Annotated in this window: 30 protein-coding genes and 1 pseudogene; all 31 read right to left on the reverse strand. The window is 63.7% G+C overall.

Going from position 1 to position 16,747, the window contains the following annotated elements; all coding sequences use genetic code 11:
* Window positions 1-47: 47 nt before the first annotated feature.
* Window positions 48-686: a tripartite tricarboxylate transporter substrate-binding protein gene (locus BMZ97_RS28345; protein ID WP_348272137.1), complete on the reverse strand. Its 639-nt coding sequence runs from the start codon at window positions 684-686 to the stop codon at window positions 48-50.
* A gap of 94 nt (window positions 687-780) precedes the next feature.
* A complete protein-coding gene (locus BMZ97_RS31845) occupies window positions 781-1,011 on the reverse strand; it encodes a hypothetical protein (protein WP_348272136.1) in 231 nt (76 codons plus the stop codon).
* 115 nt (window positions 1,012-1,126) lie between these two features.
* Window positions 1,127-1,678: a sugar O-acetyltransferase gene (locus tag BMZ97_RS28350; protein WP_092177792.1), complete on the reverse strand. Its 552-nt coding sequence runs from the start codon at window positions 1,676-1,678 to the stop codon at window positions 1,127-1,129.
* Between the two features lie 114 nt (window positions 1,679-1,792).
* On the reverse strand, window positions 1,793-2,209 hold the full coding sequence (gene rplQ, locus BMZ97_RS28355) for a 50S ribosomal protein L17 (RefSeq protein WP_069692132.1): 417 nt from the start codon (window positions 2,207-2,209) through the stop codon (window positions 1,793-1,795).
* A 137-nt stretch (window positions 2,210-2,346) separates the two neighbouring features.
* Window positions 2,347-3,363, reverse strand: coding sequence for a DNA-directed RNA polymerase subunit alpha (locus tag BMZ97_RS28360; protein WP_092177794.1), 1,017 nt, complete (start codon window positions 3,361-3,363; stop codon window positions 2,347-2,349).
* A gap of 88 nt (window positions 3,364-3,451) precedes the next feature.
* Window positions 3,452-3,841 carry a 30S ribosomal protein S11 gene (gene rpsK / locus BMZ97_RS28365; protein ID WP_043237079.1) on the reverse strand — a complete coding sequence of 130 codons (390 nt, stop codon included), beginning with the start codon at window positions 3,839-3,841 and terminating at the stop codon, window positions 3,452-3,454.
* Between the two features lie 121 nt (window positions 3,842-3,962).
* Window positions 3,963-4,331, reverse strand: a complete 369-nt coding sequence (rpsM, locus tag BMZ97_RS28370; protein ID WP_069692134.1) for a 30S ribosomal protein S13 — start codon at window positions 4,329-4,331, stop codon at window positions 3,963-3,965.
* Between the two features lie 233 nt (window positions 4,332-4,564).
* Window positions 4,565-5,149 (reverse strand): adenylate kinase, encoded by a 585-nt coding sequence (locus BMZ97_RS28375; protein ID WP_092177796.1) that lies wholly within the window; start codon window positions 5,147-5,149, stop codon window positions 4,565-4,567.
* Complete coding sequence (gene secY / locus BMZ97_RS28380) at window positions 5,149-6,486, reverse strand: preprotein translocase subunit SecY (protein WP_092177798.1); 1,338 nt, start codon at window positions 6,484-6,486, stop codon at window positions 5,149-5,151. The genes BMZ97_RS28375 and secY overlap by 1 nt, the downstream gene beginning before the upstream one ends.
* 94 nt (window positions 6,487-6,580) lie before the next feature.
* Window positions 6,581-7,060 carry a 50S ribosomal protein L15 gene (gene rplO / locus BMZ97_RS28385; RefSeq protein WP_092177800.1) on the reverse strand — a complete coding sequence of 160 codons (480 nt, stop codon included), beginning with the start codon at window positions 7,058-7,060 and terminating at the stop codon, window positions 6,581-6,583.
* 13 nt (window positions 7,061-7,073) lie between these two features.
* Complete coding sequence (rpmD, locus tag BMZ97_RS28390) at window positions 7,074-7,268, reverse strand: 50S ribosomal protein L30 (protein ID WP_069692138.1); 195 nt, start codon at window positions 7,266-7,268, stop codon at window positions 7,074-7,076.
* Window positions 7,269-7,278: 10 nt separating this feature from the next.
* Window positions 7,279-7,839, reverse strand: a complete 561-nt coding sequence (gene rpsE, locus BMZ97_RS28395) for a 30S ribosomal protein S5 (RefSeq protein ID WP_069692139.1) — start codon at window positions 7,837-7,839, stop codon at window positions 7,279-7,281.
* A gap of 172 nt (window positions 7,840-8,011) precedes the next feature.
* Entirely contained in the window at window positions 8,012-8,377 is a 366-nt protein-coding gene (gene rplR, locus BMZ97_RS28400) for a 50S ribosomal protein L18 (RefSeq protein WP_069692140.1), read from the reverse strand.
* A gap of 5 nt (window positions 8,378-8,382) precedes the next feature.
* Entirely contained in the window at window positions 8,383-8,916 is a 534-nt protein-coding gene (gene rplF, locus BMZ97_RS28405; RefSeq protein WP_069692141.1) for a 50S ribosomal protein L6, read from the reverse strand.
* 33 nt (window positions 8,917-8,949) lie between these two features.
* On the reverse strand, window positions 8,950-9,345 hold the full coding sequence (gene rpsH / locus BMZ97_RS28410; RefSeq protein WP_092177802.1) for a 30S ribosomal protein S8: 396 nt from the start codon (window positions 9,343-9,345) through the stop codon (window positions 8,950-8,952).
* A gap of 12 nt (window positions 9,346-9,357) precedes the next feature.
* Complete coding sequence (gene rpsN / locus BMZ97_RS28415) at window positions 9,358-9,663, reverse strand: 30S ribosomal protein S14 (RefSeq protein WP_092177804.1); 306 nt, start codon at window positions 9,661-9,663, stop codon at window positions 9,358-9,360.
* A gap of 36 nt (window positions 9,664-9,699) precedes the next feature.
* Window positions 9,700-10,269: a 50S ribosomal protein L5 gene (gene rplE / locus BMZ97_RS28420; protein ID WP_092177806.1), complete on the reverse strand. Its 570-nt coding sequence runs from the start codon at window positions 10,267-10,269 to the stop codon at window positions 9,700-9,702.
* Window positions 10,262-10,579 carry a 50S ribosomal protein L24 gene (gene rplX / locus BMZ97_RS28425; protein WP_043237098.1) on the reverse strand — a complete coding sequence of 106 codons (318 nt, stop codon included), beginning with the start codon at window positions 10,577-10,579 and terminating at the stop codon, window positions 10,262-10,264. The genes rplE and rplX overlap by 8 nt, the downstream gene beginning before the upstream one ends.
* Window positions 10,579-10,947 (reverse strand): 50S ribosomal protein L14, encoded by a 369-nt coding sequence (gene rplN, locus BMZ97_RS28430; RefSeq protein WP_054144259.1) that lies wholly within the window; start codon window positions 10,945-10,947, stop codon window positions 10,579-10,581. Before rplN ends, rplX begins: the two co-directional genes overlap by 1 nt.
* Before the next feature lie 106 nt (window positions 10,948-11,053).
* On the reverse strand, window positions 11,054-11,296 hold the full coding sequence (gene rpsQ, locus BMZ97_RS28435) for a 30S ribosomal protein S17 (protein WP_092177808.1): 243 nt from the start codon (window positions 11,294-11,296) through the stop codon (window positions 11,054-11,056).
* 12 nt (window positions 11,297-11,308) lie between these two features.
* Entirely contained in the window at window positions 11,309-11,521 is a 213-nt protein-coding gene (rpmC, locus tag BMZ97_RS28440; RefSeq protein ID WP_069692147.1) for a 50S ribosomal protein L29, read from the reverse strand.
* 11 nt (window positions 11,522-11,532) lie between these two features.
* Window positions 11,533-11,946 carry a 50S ribosomal protein L16 gene (gene rplP, locus BMZ97_RS28445; protein ID WP_069692148.1) on the reverse strand — a complete coding sequence of 138 codons (414 nt, stop codon included), beginning with the start codon at window positions 11,944-11,946 and terminating at the stop codon, window positions 11,533-11,535.
* 18 nt (window positions 11,947-11,964) lie between these two features.
* Complete coding sequence (gene rpsC / locus BMZ97_RS28450) at window positions 11,965-12,675, reverse strand: 30S ribosomal protein S3 (protein ID WP_092177810.1); 711 nt, start codon at window positions 12,673-12,675, stop codon at window positions 11,965-11,967.
* Between the two features lie 10 nt (window positions 12,676-12,685).
* Window positions 12,686-13,069: a 50S ribosomal protein L22 gene (gene rplV / locus BMZ97_RS28455; RefSeq protein ID WP_092177812.1), complete on the reverse strand. Its 384-nt coding sequence runs from the start codon at window positions 13,067-13,069 to the stop codon at window positions 12,686-12,688.
* 3 nt (window positions 13,070-13,072) lie between these two features.
* Entirely contained in the window at window positions 13,073-13,351 is a 279-nt protein-coding gene (gene rpsS / locus BMZ97_RS28460; protein ID WP_069692151.1) for a 30S ribosomal protein S19, read from the reverse strand.
* An 8-nt stretch (window positions 13,352-13,359) separates the two neighbouring features.
* A complete protein-coding gene (rplB, locus tag BMZ97_RS28465) occupies window positions 13,360-14,202 on the reverse strand; it encodes a 50S ribosomal protein L2 (protein WP_069692152.1) in 843 nt (280 codons plus the stop codon).
* A 16-nt stretch (window positions 14,203-14,218) separates the two neighbouring features.
* Complete coding sequence (locus tag BMZ97_RS28470; RefSeq protein WP_092177814.1) at window positions 14,219-14,530, reverse strand: 50S ribosomal protein L23; 312 nt, start codon at window positions 14,528-14,530, stop codon at window positions 14,219-14,221.
* Entirely contained in the window at window positions 14,527-15,147 is a 621-nt protein-coding gene (rplD, locus tag BMZ97_RS28475; protein ID WP_092177816.1) for a 50S ribosomal protein L4, read from the reverse strand. Before rplD ends, BMZ97_RS28470 begins: the two co-directional genes overlap by 4 nt.
* Window positions 15,147-15,872, reverse strand: a complete 726-nt coding sequence (rplC, locus tag BMZ97_RS28480) for a 50S ribosomal protein L3 (RefSeq protein ID WP_069692155.1) — start codon at window positions 15,870-15,872, stop codon at window positions 15,147-15,149. Before rplC ends, rplD begins: the two co-directional genes overlap by 1 nt.
* Window positions 15,873-15,997: 125 nt before the next feature.
* Entirely contained in the window at window positions 15,998-16,306 is a 309-nt protein-coding gene (rpsJ, locus tag BMZ97_RS28485) for a 30S ribosomal protein S10 (RefSeq protein WP_043237115.1), read from the reverse strand.
* 67 nt (window positions 16,307-16,373) lie between these two features.
* A pseudogene (tuf, locus tag BMZ97_RS28490) lies at window positions 16,374-16,747 on the reverse strand (elongation factor Tu); the annotation flags it as partial.

Consider the following 16,747-nt stretch of genomic DNA (forward strand, 5'->3'; position numbering starts at 1 on the left):
CAGCTTTTCCAGCGTCTCGCAGTGCAATGAGGCGCAGATGCCCTGCCTCACTTGTCCTGCAGCAGCAAGCGGTAACGCTCGATCTCGCCGGGCACGAAGCCTGCTACGAAGGCAGGCGTCACCTCCTCGGCCGTGGGCGGAACCGAGGAGAGCTCCTTGAATCGACCTTGCAGCGTCTGGCTCGAAAGCGCTGTTTTCAAAGCCTCATTCAGCTTGGCGATGATCGGCTGCGGTGTGTTCTTCGGGACAAACAGCGCGTTCCAGCCCTGCGCCTCGAAGGCCGGCAGACCGGCCTCCTTCGAGGTCGGAACATCGGGCAGGCTCGCAAGCCGTCCCGGCGTCGCCACCGCCAGGGCCTTCACCTTCTTGCTTTCGACCGCGCCGTACAAGGACGTCGCCGTATCGCAGACACCGTCGATCTGCCCGCCCATCAGGTCATTCAGCGCCGAACCTGCGCCACGATAGCTGACCAGCGCCACATCGACGCCAGCCGCCTTCACGAAATTGCGGCAGATCGGATAATTCGACGAGCCGACGCCGGCATGGCCGAGGCTGACCTTGCCCGGATTGGCCTTGGCGTAAGCGACGAACCCATCAGGTCCTTGGCCGGGAAATCGAGCTTCAGCGCGATCATCGGCGAGGTCTTGGCGACGAGGCCGATCGGCGCGAAATCGGCATTGGTATATTTGAGGTCGGGATAGATCGTGTAGGAGGCGGCATTGGTGCCGCTATTGCCGATCACGATCGTATAGCCGTCCGGCTCGGCCCGAGAGGCACGCGTCAGGGCCGTCGCCCACCTGCCCCGCCCATATTCTCCATCACGATGCGCTGCCCGAGCACCCGTCCCATCTCGTCGCCGACAAGGCGCGCAATGACGTCCGACGAGCCGCCTGCTGCGAAGGGCACGATCATGGTGATCGGCTTGGAGGGGTAACTGTCTTGCGCGGCGGCAGGTGCCGATACCGACAGCACGGCAGCCACGACAGAGATGGAGGCGATCGACTTCAGCATGTTTTCTCCCAGCGTGCCGCCTTGTAAGGCAGACCTTCGTGCAGGCTAGCGCGCCCCTCGATGCAACGAAACGCGTTTCCCGCCCCCTTCGCAGAGTCCTTGGCGGGTTAGCCCCTCAACGCAGCGGCCGCGCCGGATTGCCCACGACGGTCGCACCTGTCGCAACGTCGCGCGTGACCACGCTGCCCGCGCCGATGATTGCGTCGTCGCCGATCGTGACGCCGGGTAGGATCAGCGCGCCGCCTCCGATCCAAACATTGCGGCCGATCGCGACGGGGCGCCCGAACTCCAGCCCCGCCTCCCGCTGGGCGGGATCGCGCGGATGATCGGCGGTCAGGATCTGGACGCCAGGCCCGATTTGCGTCCGGTCGCCGATCGTCACGGCGACGACATCGAGAATCACGCAGTTGAAATTCAGGAAGACGCCTGCGCCCACGCTGATGTTGAAGCCATAGTCGCAATGAAAGGGCGGGCGGATGGTGCTGCCCTCGCCCACGGCCGCCAAGCGCTCCGCCAGCAGCATGCGGCGCTCTCGCGTCGGCGTCGCGAGCGCCCCGTTGTAGCGCACTAGCCAGTCCCGGGTTGCTGCAAGCGCGGCCTGCAGCTCGGCGTCACCGGCGTCGTAAAGCTCGCCCGCCAGCATCTTGTCTTTCTCACTTCGCTCCATGGGCTCGCTGTCCTTCTCATTGCGCCGCACTGCGGACTCGGACGAAGCCTATGGAAACGAAAAAGGGCGGCCCGAAGACCGCCCTTTTGAAATTGCCTGCGATCGAGGGACGGCTCAGGCCGCCTCGTCTTCCGCCGTGAAGACCGGGCCGGAATCCTTGCCCTTGGCCTCGACATCGCGATCGACGAACTCGATCACGGCGAGCGGAGCATTGTCGCCGAAGCGGAAGCCCGCCTTCATGATGCGCAGATAGCCACCATTGCGCTCCTTGTAGCGCGGGCCCAGCACCGCGAAGAGCTTGCCGACCAGAGCGACGTCCTTGATCTGCGCGATCGCCTGGCGGCGGGCATGCAGATCGCCGCGCTTGGCGAGCGTGATCAGCTTTTCGACGACCGGACGCAGATCCTTGGCCTTCGGCAGCGTGGTGGTGATCTGCTCGTGCTTGATCAGGGCCTGAGACATGTTGGCGAACATCGCCTTGCGATGCTCGACCGAGCGGTTGAAACGACGACCGCGGAAACCGTGACGCATTGTTTGGCTCCTTCGTTGATTACGCCCCGCCGTGCCACGGTACGGAGCGTCTGGTTGTTTTTAGGCAGTAGGTAATGGGCAGTCGGAAAAGGCGCCGGAAACCGACTGCCTATTGCCTACTGCCGACTGCCCAAATCTCAGTAATGCTCCTCGAAGCGCTTCGCGAGCTCTTCGATGTTCTCCGGCGGCCAGCCGGTGACGTCCATGCCGAGATGGAGGCCCATGGTGGCGAGCACTTCCTTGATCTCGTTCAGCGACTTGCGGCCGAAGTTCGGGGTGCGCAGCATCTCGCCCTCCGACTTCTGGATCAGGTCGCCGATATAGACGATGTTGTCGTTCTTCAGGCAGTTCGCCGAACGCACCGACAGCTCGAGCTCGTCGACCTTCTTGAGCAGCGCCGGGTTGAAGGGCAGCTGCGGCGCAGTCGAGACGGCCTCTTCCTTGCGCGGCTCCTCGAAGGTGATGAAGACGGCGAGCTGGTCCTGCAGGATGCGAGCGGCGAGCGCCAGCGCGTCCTCGGGGGTGACCGAGCCGTTGGTCTCGATCTGCAGGGTCAGCATGTCGCGGTCGAGGTTCTGGCCCTCGCGGGTGTTCTCGACGCGGTAGGAGACCTTCTTGACCGGCGAATACAGGCTATCGACCGGGATCAGGCCGATCGGCGCATCTTCCGGGCGGTTCTGCTCGGAGGGGACATAGCCCTTGCCGGTGTTGACGGTGAACTCCATGCGGATCTCGGAGCCCTCGTCCAGCGTGCAAAGCACGAGGTCAGGGTTCAGGATCGAGACGTCGCCGATGGTGTTGATGTCGCCGGCGGTGACGGTGCCGGGGCCCGTCTTGCGCAGGGTCATGCGCTTGGGGCCTTCGCCCTGCATCCTGACCGCGATCGCCTTGATGTTGAGGACGATGTCGGTGACATCCTCACGCACGCCGGGGATCGAGGAGAATTCATGCAGCACGCCGTCGATCTGGACGGCGGTGACGGCCGCGCCCTGGAGCGAGGACAGCAGCACGCGACGCAGCGCGTTGCCGAGCGTCATGCCGAAGCCGCGCTCCAGCGGGCGCGCGATCACGGTGGCGTGACGCTTCGGGTCGTCGCCGACCTTGATTTCGAGCTTGTTGGGCTTTGACAGATCCTGCCAGTTCTTGCTGATCACGACCGCACTCCTGGTGCTTGAATTCAATGGCGGCGGCGGGCCGCCCCGGACAGGCGCCCGCCGGTGCGGGCGCCTCGAGGGTCAGATGTCAGACGCGACGGCGCTTGCGCGGACGGCAACCGTTATGCGGGATCGGCGTCACGTCGCGGATCGAGGTCACGGTGAAGCCGGCGGCCTGCAAAGCGCGCAGCGCCGACTCACGACCCGAACCCGGACCGGTGACTTCAACTTCCAGCGTACGCATGCCGTGCTCGGCAGCCTTGCGGGCGGCGTCCTCGGCGGCAACCTGGGCGGCATAGGGGGTCGACTTGCGCGAGCCCTTGAAGCCCATCGTGCCGGCGGACGACCACGAGATCGTGTTGCCCTGCGCGTCGGTGATGGTGATCATGGTGTTGTTGAACGAGGCGTTCACATGGGCGACGCCGGAGACGATGTTCTTACGTTCGCGGCGACGAACGCGTTGGGCTTCCTTGGCCATAGGTCTTTCATCCTTCGAGCGCGCCCGTCATGCCAGGCGCTGGGGAGTAGAAAGGCAGTCGGCAATCGGCAGTCGGCAATCGGTTACGACTGCCCACTGCCCACGACCTACTGCCCGGAAATCACTTCTTCTTGCCGGCGATCGGCTTCGCCTTGCCCTTGCGGGTGCGGGCGTTGGTATGGGTACGCTGGCCGCGAACCGGCAGCGAGCGGCGATGGCGCAGGCCGCGATAGCAGCCGAGATCCATCAGGCGCTTGATGTTCATCGAGACTTCACGGCGCAGATCGCCCTCGACGAGATAGTCGCGGTCGATCGTCTCGCGGATCTGCAGGACTTCGGCGTCGGTCAGCTGGTTGACCCGGCGCTCGTCGGCGATGCCGACCTTGGAGCAGATCTCTTTGGCCTTCTGGGCACCGATGCCGTGGATGTACTGCAAGCCGATGACGACGCGCTTGCCAGTGGGAATGTTAACGCCCGCGATACGAGCCATGGTCTCTTCTCCATGTCGGCCGAGGCGCCCGATGGCGCGCCGGCGGTGAAAAATAACCTCGCGCCGGTGGAGGCCGGCCTCTGCGAGGCGTTGAACCGATCACGCGCGAATACGACGCCGCTCCTTCTCGCGAAGGCGTCGGCATCGCTTACATGAAACCGGAAGTCGGGTCGTTAGTCGCTTGGGCGCAACGAGTCAACCCGCCGCGACCAAGAATCATGCCAAAGCAAAAATCAGCAGGCCGCCAAGGCCTTCTCGATCGCCGCCGTCACGGCGTCGATCGGCTGCATGCCGTCGATATCGGTCAGTTGCCCACGCTTGGCGTAATAGGGAGCGACGACCGCGGTGTCGCGGTTATAGGCCTCGAGCCGGGTCTTGAAGACCTCCGGATCGTCGTCCTTGCGCACAGGTTGCCCGGCCGCCCTCGCCTCTTCGGCGCGTTTGACGATGCGGTCGACGAGCTTGGTCTGGTCGACCTTGAGCTCCAGCACCTTGTCGAGCTTGAGCCCTTTGGACGCCAGCATCGCGTCGAGCGCCTCGGCTTGCGCCAGGGTGCGCGGGAAGCCATCGAGGATGAAGCCCTTCTTGGCATCCGCATGTTCGATTCGCTCGGCGACGATGCCGATGACGATATCGTCTGAAACCAGCGCGCCGGAATCCATCACCGACTTCGCCTTGATGCCGATCGGCGTGCCGGCGGCGACGGCCGCGCGCAGCATGTCGCCCGTGGAAAGCTGAGGAATGCCGTGCGCTTCGACGATACGCGCCGCTTGAGTGCCCTTACCCGCCCCCGGCGGCCCCAAGAAAATCAATCGCATCAGCGCTTCGCCCCTCGCAGCTTGGCCTTCTTGACCAGCCCCTCATACTGATGGGCCAGCAAATGTCCGTGAACCTGCGCCACGGTATCCATTGTCGTCGTCACCACAATCAGCAGCGACGTGCCGCCCAAGAGAATGATCGGTATCTGGGCATAGGTGATCATGAACTCGGGGATAAGGCAGACGATAGTCAAATAGCCGGCTCCGAGCACGGTAATGCGCGTCAGCACACGGTCGATATGCTCGGCCGTGCGCTCACCCGGGCGGATGCCGGGCATGAAGCCGCCATGCTTCTTGAGATTGTCGGCTGTCTCCACCGGATTGAACACGATCGCGGTGTAGAAGAAGCAGAAGAAGATGATCAGCGCCACATAGAGGAACATGAACAGCGGCCGGCCATGGGCCAGATAGGTCGCGATCACCGACAGGAAGCCGGTGCCGCCCGAAGCCTGCGAGAAGCTCGCAATCGTGGTCGGCAGCAGCAGCAGCGAGGATGCGAAGATCGGCGGAATCACGCCGGCCGTGTTGAGCTTCAGCGGCAGGAACGAGGTCTGGCCCTCATACATCCGGTTGCCGACCTGGCGCTTGGGATAGTTGATCAGGAGCCGGCGCTGGGCGCGCTCCATGAAGACGCAGAAGGCGATGACGCAGATCGCCATCACCAGGATCAGCAGCAGGAGGCCGGTCGAGATCGCGCCCTGACGGCCAAGTTCGAGGGTCTGGGCGAGCTGCGACGGGAATTCGGCGATGATGCCCGAGAAGATGATCATCGAGGTGCCGTTGCCGATGCCGCGGCTGGTGATCTGTTCGCCAAGCCAGAGCAGGAACATCGTGCCGCCGACCAGCGTGATCGTGGTCGAGAGCAGGAAGAACGGACCCGGCTCCAGCACGAGATTGCCCGAGCCCTGCAGGCCGACGCCGATGCCATAGGCCTGGAAGACCGCGAGAACCAGCGTCAGGTAGCGCGTGTACTGGTTCAGGACCTTGCGGCCCTGCTCGCCTTCCTTCTTCAGCGCCTCGAAGGTCGGGATCACGCTGGAGAGCAGCTGCACGATGATCGAGGCCGAGATGTACGGCATGATCGCAAGCGCGAAGATCGCGAGCCGGCCGACAGCGCCGCCGGAAAACATGTTGAACAGGCCAAGCACGCCGGACTGGGACTGCTTGAACAGATCCGAGACGGCATCGGGATTCATGCCGGGCAGCGGGATATAGGTGCCGAGCCGGTAGATGATCAGCGCGCCGAGCGTGAACCAGATGCGTTTCTTCAGCTCATCCGCCTTGGCGAACGCGCCGAAATTCAGGTTTGAAGCAAGCTGTTCAGCCGCCGATGCCATGCGTCCGGTCCTTGGATGGTATCATAAACAGTCAAACGGCGGCCTGGGCTTCGGGCCCGGCCGCCGTTCGCAAACGCTCATGTAAGAGCTTGGCTCACGCCTGTGAAGCGGCAGGCGCCAGGATCTTCACCGAACCGCCGGCCTTCTCGATGGCGGCGACAGCCGACTTCGACGCACCGGCCACCTCGAAGGCGAGCTTCGCCTTGAGTTCGCCGACGCCCAGGATCTTGACGCCGTCGGTCGCCTGACGGGTGATCACGCCGGCGGCGACGAGCGCCTCGATCGTGACCGCACCCTTGGCGTCGAGCTTGCCGGCTTCGACCGCCTGCTGGATCCGGCCGAGATTGACCTCGTTCAGATCCTTGGAGAACAGGTTGTGGAAGCCACGCTTGGGCAGGCGGCGATAGAGCGGCATCTGGCCGCCTTCGAAGCCCTTGACCGCCACACCGGCACGAGCCTTCTGGCCCTTGACGCCGCGTCCGCCGGTCTTGCCCTTGCCGGAGCCGATACCGCGGCCGACACGGATGCGCGACTTGTGCGCGCCTTCGTTGTCACGAATGTCTGTGAGTTTCATCGAACGATTCCCCTCACTTCACGTCGATGACGCGGACGAGGTGCCTGACCTTGTCGATCATGCCACGCACGGAGGGCGTGTCGACCAGGGTCGAGCGCCGGCGAATCTTGTTCAGGCCGAGACCGATCAGGGTCTGGCGCTGCGAAGCCTCGCGGCGGATCGGGCTACCGATCTGCTCGACGACGACGGTGGTTTCAGCTTTTGCCATGATCCCACCCTCACACTTCGGCCGCGGCATCGGTGCCAGCATCGCGACGACGCGTCTGCAGGGCCGAAACCTTCAGGGACCGACGCGCGGCGACGCCGCGCGGGCTGTCCTCGTTCTTCAGCGCGTCGAACGTCGCGCGGACGAGGTTGTAGGGGTTCGAGGAGCCGAGCGACTTCGACACCACGTCCTGCATGCCGACCGCCTCGAAGACGGCGCGCATCGGGCCGCCGGCGATGATGCCGGTACCGGCCGGGGCAGCGCGCAGCACGACCTTGCCGGCACCGTGACGGCCCTGGACATCGTGATGGAGCGTGCGGCCTTCGCGCAGCGGAATGCGGACGAGACCACGCTTGGCGGCTTCAGTCGCCTTGCGGATCGCTTCCGGCACTTCACGGGCCTTGCCGTGGCCGAAGCCGACGCGGCCCTTCTGATCGCCGACGACGACGAGCGCGGCGAAGCCGAAGCGACGCCCACCCTTCACCACCTTGGCGACGCGGTTGATGTGGACCAGCTTGTCCACGAATTCCGAATCGCGCTCTTCGCGATCGCGGTCACGAGGTTCTCTCGCCATTTTAGTCCTCTTACTTGCGCGGACGACGCTCCAAGGCGTTCGCCGCTCGCTCGAGCGTTCCGGTTGGAACGACGTTGAAGCGTGCTCCGCGAGAGTGGATTCCACATCTCGACAGGAACACGCTCAGTTCTTCAGCTTTCGTCCGGCCGTCTCTGGCCGAACGGAATGCGCGTCAGAAGTTCAGGCCGCCCTCGCGGGCCGCCTCGGCCAGCGCCTTGACGCGGCCGTGATACATGTAGGAGCCGCGATCGAAGACCACGTCCTTCACGCCCGCCTTGACGGCGCGCTCGGCGATCAGCTTGCCGATCGCGGTCGCGGCCTCGACATTCGCGCCCGACTTGATGTCGGCGCGGATGTCCTTGTCCAGCGACGAAGCCGAAGCGAGGGTGACTCCCTTCGTGTCGTCGATGACCTGGGCGTAGATCTGCTTGCCGGTGCGGTGCACCGACAGGCGAGCGCGGCCATTGGCGACCGCCTTGATGGCGCGGCGGACGCGAGCCCGACGGCGCGCAGTGTTTTCTGTCTGCTTGCTGCTCATGGCGCTTACTTCTTCTTCCCTTCCTTGCGGAAGATGAATTCGCCGGCGTACTTGACGCCCTTGCCCTTATAGGGCTCGGGGCCGCGATAATCGCGGATCTCGGCGGCGGTCTGGCCGACCACCTGCTTATCGATGCCGGTGATCACGATTTCGGTCGGCTTCGGCGTGACGATCGCGACACCTTCCGGGATCGGATAATCGATGTCGTGGCTGTAGCCGAGCGACAGCTTGAGCACCTTGCCATTGACGGCGGCCTTGTAGCCGACGCCGTTGATCTCGAGCTTCTTCTCGAAACCCGTGGTGACGCCCAGCACCAGATTGGCGACGCGAGCACGCGAGGTGCCCCAGAGCGAGCGGGCACGCTTCGTCTGCGAGCGCGGCTGGACCGCAATGGCGCCATTATCCATGGCGACCGAAACGTCCTCCGGCACCTCGAAGGAGAGTTCCCCCTTCGAGCCCTTGATCTTGACGAGCTGGCCGGCGACGTTGGCGGTGACGCCAGCGGGAACCGGAACAGGCTTCTTACCGATACGAGACATTGGATTTCTCCTGAAAACGAGCGGCGCGGAAGGTCAGAAGACCTTGCAAAGCACTTCGCCGCCCACGTTCTGCTCGCGGGCAAGATGATCGGGCATCACACCCTTCGGCGTCGAGATGATGGTCACGCCAAGGCCATCGGCCACGCGCGGCATCGTCTCCACCGAAGAATAGACGCGGCGGCCGGGCTTCGACACCCGCGAGATCGACCGGATGACCGGCTGCCCCTCGTGGTACTTCAGCTCGATATCGAACTCGGTCCGGCCATTGCCGAACTCGGTCTGGGTGTAGCCGCGGATGTAGCCCTCGGACTGAAGCACATCGAGCACGCGGGCCCTGAGCTTCGAACCAGGCGTCGAAACGCGCGACTTGCGCCGCATCTGCGCATTGCGGATGCGGGTCAGCATATCTCCAAGCGGATCAATGATCACGATGCGTCCTCCTCACCAGCTCGACTTGACGAGGCCGGGAACCAGCCCCTTGTTGCCGAGCTCGCGCAGCGCAACGCGCGACATCTTCAGCTTGCGGTAGAAGGCGCGCGGACGGCCCGTCACCTCACAGCGGTTGCGCACCCGGTTCGGAGCCGAGTTGCGCGGCAGTTCAGCGAGCTTGAGGCGAGCGAGGAACCGCTCGTCCATGGACTGGCTGTCGTCATTGGCGATCGCGAGAAGCCGCGCGCGCTTGCCCGAGAATTTCTTCACGAGAGCCTTGCGGTGGTTGTTGTTCTCGACGGAGCTTTTCTTAGCCATCGATCTCTCCTGGTTTCCGCGTATGAGCGGTGAGGCTCACTGCCGGAACGGGAAGTTGAAGTGCTTGAGCAAGGCGCGTGCCTCGTCGTCCGACTTCGCAGTCGTGCAGACGATCACGTCCATGCCCCACACGGCGTCGACCTTGTCGTAGTTGATCTCAGGGAACACGATGTGCTCCTTGATGCCGAGCGCGAAATTGCCGCGCCCGTCGAACGACTTGGGGTTGAGGCCCCGGAAGTCGCGCACGCGGGGCAAGGCGATGGTAACGAGCCGGTCGACGAACTCGAACATCTTGGTCTTGCGCAACGTGACTTTGCAGCCGACCGCCATGTTCTCGCGCAGCTTGAAGCCGGCGATGGCGAGGCGGGACTTGGTGATGACCGGCTTCTGACCGGCGATCAGGGCGAGGTCGCCGGCGGCGTTGTCGACCTTCTTGCGGTCAGCCGTGGCTTCGCCAACGCCCATGTTGATGACGATCTTGTCGATCGTCGGCACTTCCATGGCGTTCTTGTAGCCGAACTCGGCGATCATCGCGGGACGGACGACGTCCTCGTAATGCTTCTTCATACGCGGCGTGAGAGCCGCCTGCTGCTGATTATCAGCCATCGATCAGATCCCCCGAACGCTTGGCGAAACGGACCTTGCGGCCATCGTCGAGCACCTTGAAGCCAACCCGGGTCGGCTTGCCGTCCTTCGGATCGGCCACGGCAAGGTTCGACAGATCGATCGTCGCTTCCTTGCTGATGATGCCGCCCTCGGACTGGGCCGACGCCTTGGTGTGCTTCTTGACGAGATTGACGCCACGCACCACGGCGCGGGCATCCTTCGGAAGCACCTGGAGCACTTCGCCGGCCTTGCCCTTGTCACGGCCGGCCAACACGACGACCTTGTCGCCCTTCTTGATCTTCGCAGCCATTACAGCACCTCTGGCGCAAGCGAGATGATCTTCATGTGGTTCTTGGCGCGAAGTTCGCGCGGAACCGGTCCGAAGATACGGGTGCCGACAGGCTCCTTCTGGTTGTTGATCAGAACGGCCGCATTGCGGTCGAACCGAATCACCGAACCATCGGCGCGCTTGACGTCCTTGGCGGTGCGAACGACGACCGCCTTCATGACGTCGCCCTTCTTCACGCGGCCGCGGGGAATGGCTTCCTTGATCGAAACGACAATGATGTCGCCAATGCGGGCGTAACGCCGCTTCGACCCGCCGAGAACCTTGATGCACATCACACGACGGGCGCCGGAGTTATCCGCGACCTCGAGATTCGTCTGCACCTGGATCATGGCCTTGATCCTTCCATATGCATATCAGCGCGGTTTCCCGGCAGGCATTAGCGCCGCCGGGACTACGACTGACGGGGGTCGATCGCCCCCTGGCCTCAAATTTGACTTACGCCTTGGGAGCGTTGTCGAGCACAACCCAGCTTTTCAGCTTGGAAATGGGCTTGGACTCCTCGATCCAGACCTGGTCGCCAACCTTCGAGACCTGAGCCTCGTCGTGGGCATGATAGTTTTTCGTGCGGCGAACGGTCTTCTTGAGGAGCGGGTGCGTATAGCGCCGCTCGACCTTCACCACAACTGTTTTATTTTGCTTGTCGCTGACGACGACGCCCTGCAGCACGCGCTTCGGCATGTCTCAAACTCCTCAGGCGCTCACTGCGGCGGTCTTGGACCGCTGCAGTGTTTTGATGCGGGCGATATCCTTGCGCACTTCGGTGACTCGAGCGGTATTCTCGAGCTGGCCGGTGGCGCGCTGGAAACGCAGGTTGAACTGCTCCTTCTTCAGCTTCAGGAGCTCTTCCTGCAGCAGGTCCACGCTCATGACCTTCAGGTCGGACAGGCGTTTTGCGGTCTTCATGTCGTCCTCCCTTACTCGGCGATGCGTTGGATGAAGCGGGTCTTGATCGGCAGCTTGGCTGCGCCGAGGCGCATGGCCTCGCGCGCGGTCTCTTCCGGCACGCCGTCGATCTCGAACATGATACGGCCCGGCTTGACCTTGGCTGCCCAGAATTCAGGCGCACCCTTGCCCTTGCCCATGCGGACTTCGGTCGGCTTCTTCGAAACCGGCACGTCCGGGAAGATCCGGATCCAGACACGGCCGGCGCGCTTCATGGCACGCGTGATCGCGCGGCGGGCCGCCTCGATCTGGCGCGCGGTGACGCGTTCCGGCATCAGCGCCTTGAGGCCGAACTGGCCGAAATTCAGATCCGTGCCGCCCTTGGCGACGCCGGAAATGCGCCCCTTGAACTGCTTGCGGAACTTAGTCTTCTTTGGTTGCAACATGGCTCTTCTCGATCAGCCTTACGCGGCGTGGTCACGACGATGGCCACCGCCGGAACGGCTGCCCTCATCGGCCATGCGCTTGTCCTGGGCCATCGGGTCGTGTTCGAGGATCTCGCCCTTGAAGATCCAGACCTTGATGCCGCACGTGCCGTAGGTGGTGAAGGCAGTCGCCACACCATAATCCACATCGGCGCGCAGCGTATGCAGCGGCACGCGACCTTCGCGATACCATTCCAGACGCGCGATTTCGGCGCCGCCGAGACGGCCCGAGCAGTTGATGCGGATGCCCTCGGCGCCTAGACGCATGGCCGACTGAACGGCCCGCTTCATGGCGCGGCGGAACGCGACGCGGCGCTCAAGCTGCTGCGCGATCGAGTCGGCGACCAGGGTCGCGTCGATCTCGGGCTTGCGCACCTCGACGATGTTGATGGCAACATCGGCCTTGGTGAGCGTCATCACCGTCTTGCGCAGCTTCTCGATATCGGCGCCCTTCTTGCCGATCACCACGCCCGGACGAGCCGAGTGGATGGTGACGCGGCACTTCTTGTGCGGGCGCTCGATGATGATCTTGGAGATCGCAGCCTGCTTCAGCAGCTTCATGAGGGCGGCGCGGATCGCCATATCCTCGTGCAGAAGCTTGCCGTACTCACCCTTCTGCGCGAACCAGCGCGAATCCCAGGTGCGGTTGATGCCGAGGCGAAGCCCGATCGGATTGATTTTCTGACCCATCGTTCTCTCCTCAGGCCTTGGCCGCCGCGACTTCGCGCACCACGATCGTGATGTTGGCGAAGGGCTTCAGGATGCGGGCGCCGCGGCCGCGGGCGCGAGCGTGGAAACGCTTCATGACCAGCGCCTTGCCGACGAAGGCCTGCGCCACGACCAGATCATCGACGTCGAGATCATGGTTGTTCTCGGCGTTGGCGATCGCGCTCTGAAGGCACTTGCGCACGTCCAGCGAAATCCGCTTGCGCGAGAATTCGAGGTCGGCGAGCGCGGTCGAGACCTTCTTGCCACGGATCAGCTGGGCGAGGAGGTTGAGCTTCTGCGGGCTGACGCGAAGATTGCGAGCAATCGCAATGGCTTCGTTGTCAGGCAGCGCACGGGGGAAGGATGCTTTTCCCATGGCTTACTTCCTCTTCGCCTTCTTGTCGGCAGCGTGGCCGTGGAAGGTGCGCGTCGGCGAGAACTCGCCGAACTTGTGGCCCACCATTTCCTCGGACACGGACACCGGCACATGCTTGTGGCCGTTGTAGACGCCGAACGTCAGACCGACGAACTGCGGAAGGATCGTGGAGCGACGGCTCCAGATCTTGATGACCTCAGACCGGGCCGCCGAACGGGCAACCTCGGCCTTTTTCAGAAGGTATCCGTCGACAAACGGACCTTTCCAAAGCGAACGCGCCATGACGGACCTCAGTTCTTCTTCTTGCGGGCGTGACGGCTCGACACGATGAACGTATCGGTCCGCTTGTTCGAGCGGGTCTTCTTACCCTTGGTCGGCTTGCCCCAAGGGGTGACCGGGTGACGACCACCGGAGGTGCGGCCTTCGCCGCCGCCATGGGGATGGTCGACAGGGTTCATCGAGACGCCGCGGTTATGCGGACGACGACCGAGCCAGCGCGAACGCCCTGCCTTGCCATCATTCCGGTTCATGTGGTCGGGGTTGGAAACCGCGCCCACAGTCGCATAGCACAGGCCGCTGATCAGGCGCTGCTCGCCCGAGTTCAGACGGACGATGACATAGCCCTGGTCGCGACCGACGATCTGGGCGTAGTTGCCCGCAGACCGCGCCAGCGCCCCGCCCTTGCCGATCTTGAGCTCGACATTGTGGACGATGGTGCCGATCGGCAGCGTGCCCATCGGGGCGGCGTTGCCAGGCTTGACGTCGACCGAGGGACCCGAGATCACGCTGTCGCCGACGGCGAGGCGCTGCGGGGCCAGGATATAGGCCTGCTCGCCGTCGCTGTACTTGATCAGCGCGATGAAGGCGGTGCGGTTGGGATCGTATTCGATCCGTTCCACCACGGCCGGAATGCCATCCTTGCCGCGACGCTTGAAGTCGATCAGGCGCAGCGTGCGCTTGTGACCGCCGCCGCGGAAGCGGACGGTGATGCGGCCGAGATTGTTGCGGCCGCCCGAGGACGACTTGCCCTCGGTCAGCACCTTGAGCGGCTTGCCCTTATAGAGCTCGCTGCGGTCGACGATCACGAGCTGGCGAAGGCTCGGCGTGGTCGGCTTGAAACTCTTCAAAGCCATGATGCAGATCCTCCCTTCACAGACCCGTGGTCACGTCGATGGAATGACCATCTTCGAGCGTCACGATTGCCTTCTTGACGTCCGAACGCTGGCCGAGGCGGCCACGGAAGACCTTGATCTTCCCTTCGGTGACGAGCGTGTTCACGCTCTTCACCTTGACGTCGAACAGCTTTTCGATCGCGGCCTTGATCTGCGGCTTCGTCGCAGTCTTGGAGACCTCGAAGACGACCTTGTTATGCTCGGAGAGCATTGTCGCCTTCTCGGTGATCACCGGGCTACGAATGACGTCGTAGTGGCGCGGATCCAGATTCTTTGCAGCCTGGCTCATTTGAAACGCGCCTCCAGCGCATCGACAGCCGCGCGGGTCAAGACGAGCTTGTCGCGACGCAGGATGTCATAAACGTTGATGCCCTGGATCGGCAGGACGTCGACATTCGGGATCGAACGCGCGGCCAGGCCGAAGTTCACGTCGATCTCGGCGCCGCCGATCACCAGCACGCTGGACAGATCCAGCTTGCTGAAATGGCCGAGCAGCAGCTTGGTCTTGGGCTCCGAAAGCTTGGCATCATCGATGATGATGATCTCGGAACCCTTGGCCTTGGCCGAGAGCGCATGACGCAGGGCCAGAGCGCGGACCTTCTTGGGCAGGTCATGCGCATGGTCGCGCACGATCGGGCCGAAGGCCTTGCCGCCGCCGCGGAACTGCGGAGCGGAAGCAGCGCCGTGGCGAGCGCCGCCGGTGCCCTTCTGCTTGTAGATCTTCTTGCGGGTGCGATCGACTTCCGAGCGGCCCTTGGACTTGTGCGTCCCGGCGCGGCGCTTGGCGAGCTGATAACGCACCATGCGGGCGAGGATGTCGGCGCGCGGCTCAAGGCCGAAGATCGCATCCGACAATTCGACGGAGCCGGCAGAGCCGCCCTCGAGGGTGGTGATATCGAGCTTCATCACGCGTTCTCCTCAACGGTCTCAGTCGCGGGAGCCTGCGTTTCGCCGCCGGCAACCTTGAACTTGCCCGGCAGGGGCGCATCCTTGGGCAGCGCGCGCTTGACGGCGTCGCGGACGTGGATCCAGCCACCGGCATGACCGGGAACCGCACCCTCGACCAAGATCAGGCCGCGCTCGACATCCGTCTGGACGACGCGCAGGTTCTGCGTGGTGACGCGCTCGGCGCCGAGATGGCCCGGCATCTTCTTGTTCTTGAAGGTCTTGCCCGGGTCCTGACGGCCACCGGTCGAACCGATCGAGCGATGCGAGACCGAAACACCGTGCGTGGCGCGAAGGCCGCCGAAGTTCCAGCGCTTCATGCCGCCGGCGAAACCCTTGCCGATGGTCGTGCCGCTGACATCGACGAACTGGCCGACGACGAAGTGGTCAGCCGTCAGCTCGGCGCCGACCGGGATCAACGCGTCGTCGCTGACGCGGAACTCGACGATCTTGCGCTTGGGCTCGACCTTGGCGACGGCGAAATGGCCGCGCTCAGCCTTCGAGACGTTCTTGACCTTGGCCAAGCCCGACCCGAGCTGAACGGCGACATAGCCGTTCTTCTCAACCGTACGATGCGCGACAACCTGGCAGTTATCGAGCTTCAGCACGGTGACCGGGATATGTTCGCCGGCATCCGTGAAGATGCGGGTCATCCCGACTTTCTGTGCAATCACACCGGAACGCATCGGTGCATACCTTCCCTTGGGGTCATGTTCATCCTGCCAAAACGCAGGAGACAGAGGACCCGGCTAAAGATCAGAACATGGCCGGACGACGGGAATAGCGGATCGCCGTCTGGACCATGGTCAACTTACAACTTGATTTCGACGTCGACGCCGGCGGCGAGATCAAGCTTCATCAGGGCGTCGACCGTCTGAGGGGTCGGGTCGACGATATCGAGAACCCGCTTGTGGGTCCGCATCTCAAACTGCTCGCGCGACTTCTTGTCGATGTGCGGCGAGCGGTTGACCGTGAACTTCTCGATGAGCGTGGGCAGCGGGATGGGCCCGCGGACCTGGGCGCCCGTCCTCTTGGCCGTCGACACGATCTCGCGCGTCGAAGCGTCGAGGATGCGGTGATCGAACGCCTTGAGGCGGATCCGGATGTTCTGACCGTTCATGGTCTTGTGTTCTCCGTGACGTGAAAAGGCAAAGGCCCGGTAGGGCCTTCGCCCTCACGAAAACGCGTTACGCGATGATGCTTGCGACGACGCCGGCACCGACGGTGCGGCCGCCTTCGCGGATGGCGAAGCGCAGCTTCTCCTCCATCGCGATCGGCACGATCAGGTGCACTTCCATGGCGATGTTGTCGCCAGGCATCACCATCTCGGTGCCCTCAGGCAGGTGCACCACGCCGGTCACGTCCGTCGTGCGGAAGTAGAACTGCGGGCGGTAGTTGGTGAAGAACGGCGTATGACGACCGCCCTCCTCCTTCGTCAGGATGTAGGCCTCGGCCTTGAACTTGGTGTGCGGCTTCACCGAACCCGGCTTGCACAGGATCTGCCCGCGCTCGACGTCCTCGCGCTTCGTGCCGCGCAGCAGCGCGCCGATGTTGTCGCCAG

The organism is Allobosea sp. OK403 (assembly GCF_900113835.1).
GTDB lineage: Bacteria > Pseudomonadota > Alphaproteobacteria > Rhizobiales > Beijerinckiaceae > Allobosea.

Coding starts and splice junctions, on each gene's coding strand:
- BMZ97_RS31845 (WP_348272136.1), bottom strand. CDS start 1,011: ATGCTGAAGTCGATCGCCTCCATCTCTGTCGTGGCTGCCGTGCTGTCG.
- BMZ97_RS28350 (WP_092177792.1), bottom strand. CDS start 1,678: ATGGAGCGAAGTGAGAAAGACAAGATGCTGGCGGGCGAGCTTTACGAC.
- rplQ (WP_069692132.1), bottom strand. CDS start 2,209: ATGCGTCACGGTTTCCGCGGTCGTCGTTTCAACCGCTCGGTCGAGCAT.
- rpsK (WP_043237079.1), bottom strand. CDS start 3,841: ATGGCCAAGGAAGCCCAACGCGTTCGTCGCCGCGAACGTAAGAACATC.
- rpsM (WP_069692134.1), bottom strand. CDS start 4,331: ATGGCTCGTATCGCGGGCGTTAACATTCCCACTGGCAAGCGCGTCGTC.
- BMZ97_RS28375 (WP_092177796.1), bottom strand. CDS start 5,149: ATGCGATTGATTTTCTTGGGGCCGCCGGGGGCGGGTAAGGGCACTCAA.
- secY (WP_092177798.1), bottom strand. CDS start 6,486: ATGGCATCGGCGGCTGAACAGCTTGCTTCAAACCTGAATTTCGGCGCG.
- rplO (WP_092177800.1), bottom strand. CDS start 7,060: ATGAAACTCACAGACATTCGTGACAACGAAGGCGCGCACAAGTCGCGC.
- rpmD (WP_069692138.1), bottom strand. CDS start 7,268: ATGGCAAAAGCTGAAACCACCGTCGTCGTCGAGCAGATCGGTAGCCCG.
- rpsE (WP_069692139.1), bottom strand. CDS start 7,839: ATGGCGAGAGAACCTCGTGACCGCGATCGCGAAGAGCGCGATTCGGAA.
- rplR (WP_069692140.1), bottom strand. CDS start 8,377: ATGAGCAGCAAGCAGACAGAAAACACTGCGCGCCGTCGGGCTCGCGTC.
- rplF (WP_069692141.1), bottom strand. CDS start 8,916: ATGTCTCGTATCGGTAAGAAGCCTGTTCCGGTTCCCGCTGGCGTCACC.
- rpsN (WP_092177804.1), bottom strand. CDS start 9,663: ATGGCTAAGAAAAGCTCCGTCGAGAACAACAACCACCGCAAGGCTCTC.
- rplE (WP_092177806.1), bottom strand. CDS start 10,269: ATGGCTGATAATCAGCAGCAGGCGGCTCTCACGCCGCGTATGAAGAAG.
- rplX (WP_043237098.1), bottom strand. CDS start 10,579: ATGGCTGCGAAGATCAAGAAGGGCGACAAGGTCGTCGTGTTGGCCGGC.
- rplN (WP_054144259.1), bottom strand. CDS start 10,947: ATGATCCAGGTGCAGACGAATCTCGAGGTCGCGGATAACTCCGGCGCC.
- rpsQ (WP_092177808.1), bottom strand. CDS start 11,296: ATGCCGAAGCGCGTGCTGCAGGGCGTCGTCGTCAGCGACAAGCAAAAT.
- rpmC (WP_069692147.1), bottom strand. CDS start 11,521: ATGAAGACCGCAAAACGCCTGTCCGACCTGAAGGTCATGAGCGTGGAC.
- rplP (WP_069692148.1), bottom strand. CDS start 11,946: ATGTTGCAACCAAAGAAGACTAAGTTCCGCAAGCAGTTCAAGGGGCGC.
- rpsC (WP_092177810.1), bottom strand. CDS start 12,675: ATGGGTCAGAAAATCAATCCGATCGGGCTTCGCCTCGGCATCAACCGC.
- rplV (WP_092177812.1), bottom strand. CDS start 13,069: ATGGGAAAAGCATCCTTCCCCCGTGCGCTGCCTGACAACGAAGCCATT.
- rpsS (WP_069692151.1), bottom strand. CDS start 13,351: ATGGCGCGTTCGCTTTGGAAAGGTCCGTTTGTCGACGGATACCTTCTG.
- rplB (WP_069692152.1), bottom strand. CDS start 14,202: ATGGCTTTGAAGAGTTTCAAGCCGACCACGCCGAGCCTTCGCCAGCTC.
- BMZ97_RS28470 (WP_092177814.1), bottom strand. CDS start 14,530: ATGAGCCAGGCTGCAAAGAATCTGGATCCGCGCCACTACGACGTCATT.
- rplD (WP_092177816.1), bottom strand. CDS start 15,147: ATGAAGCTCGATATCACCACCCTCGAGGGCGGCTCTGCCGGCTCCGTC.
- rplC (WP_069692155.1), bottom strand. CDS start 15,872: ATGCGTTCCGGTGTGATTGCACAGAAAGTCGGGATGACCCGCATCTTC.
- rpsJ (WP_043237115.1), bottom strand. CDS start 16,306: ATGAACGGTCAGAACATCCGGATCCGCCTCAAGGCGTTCGATCACCGC.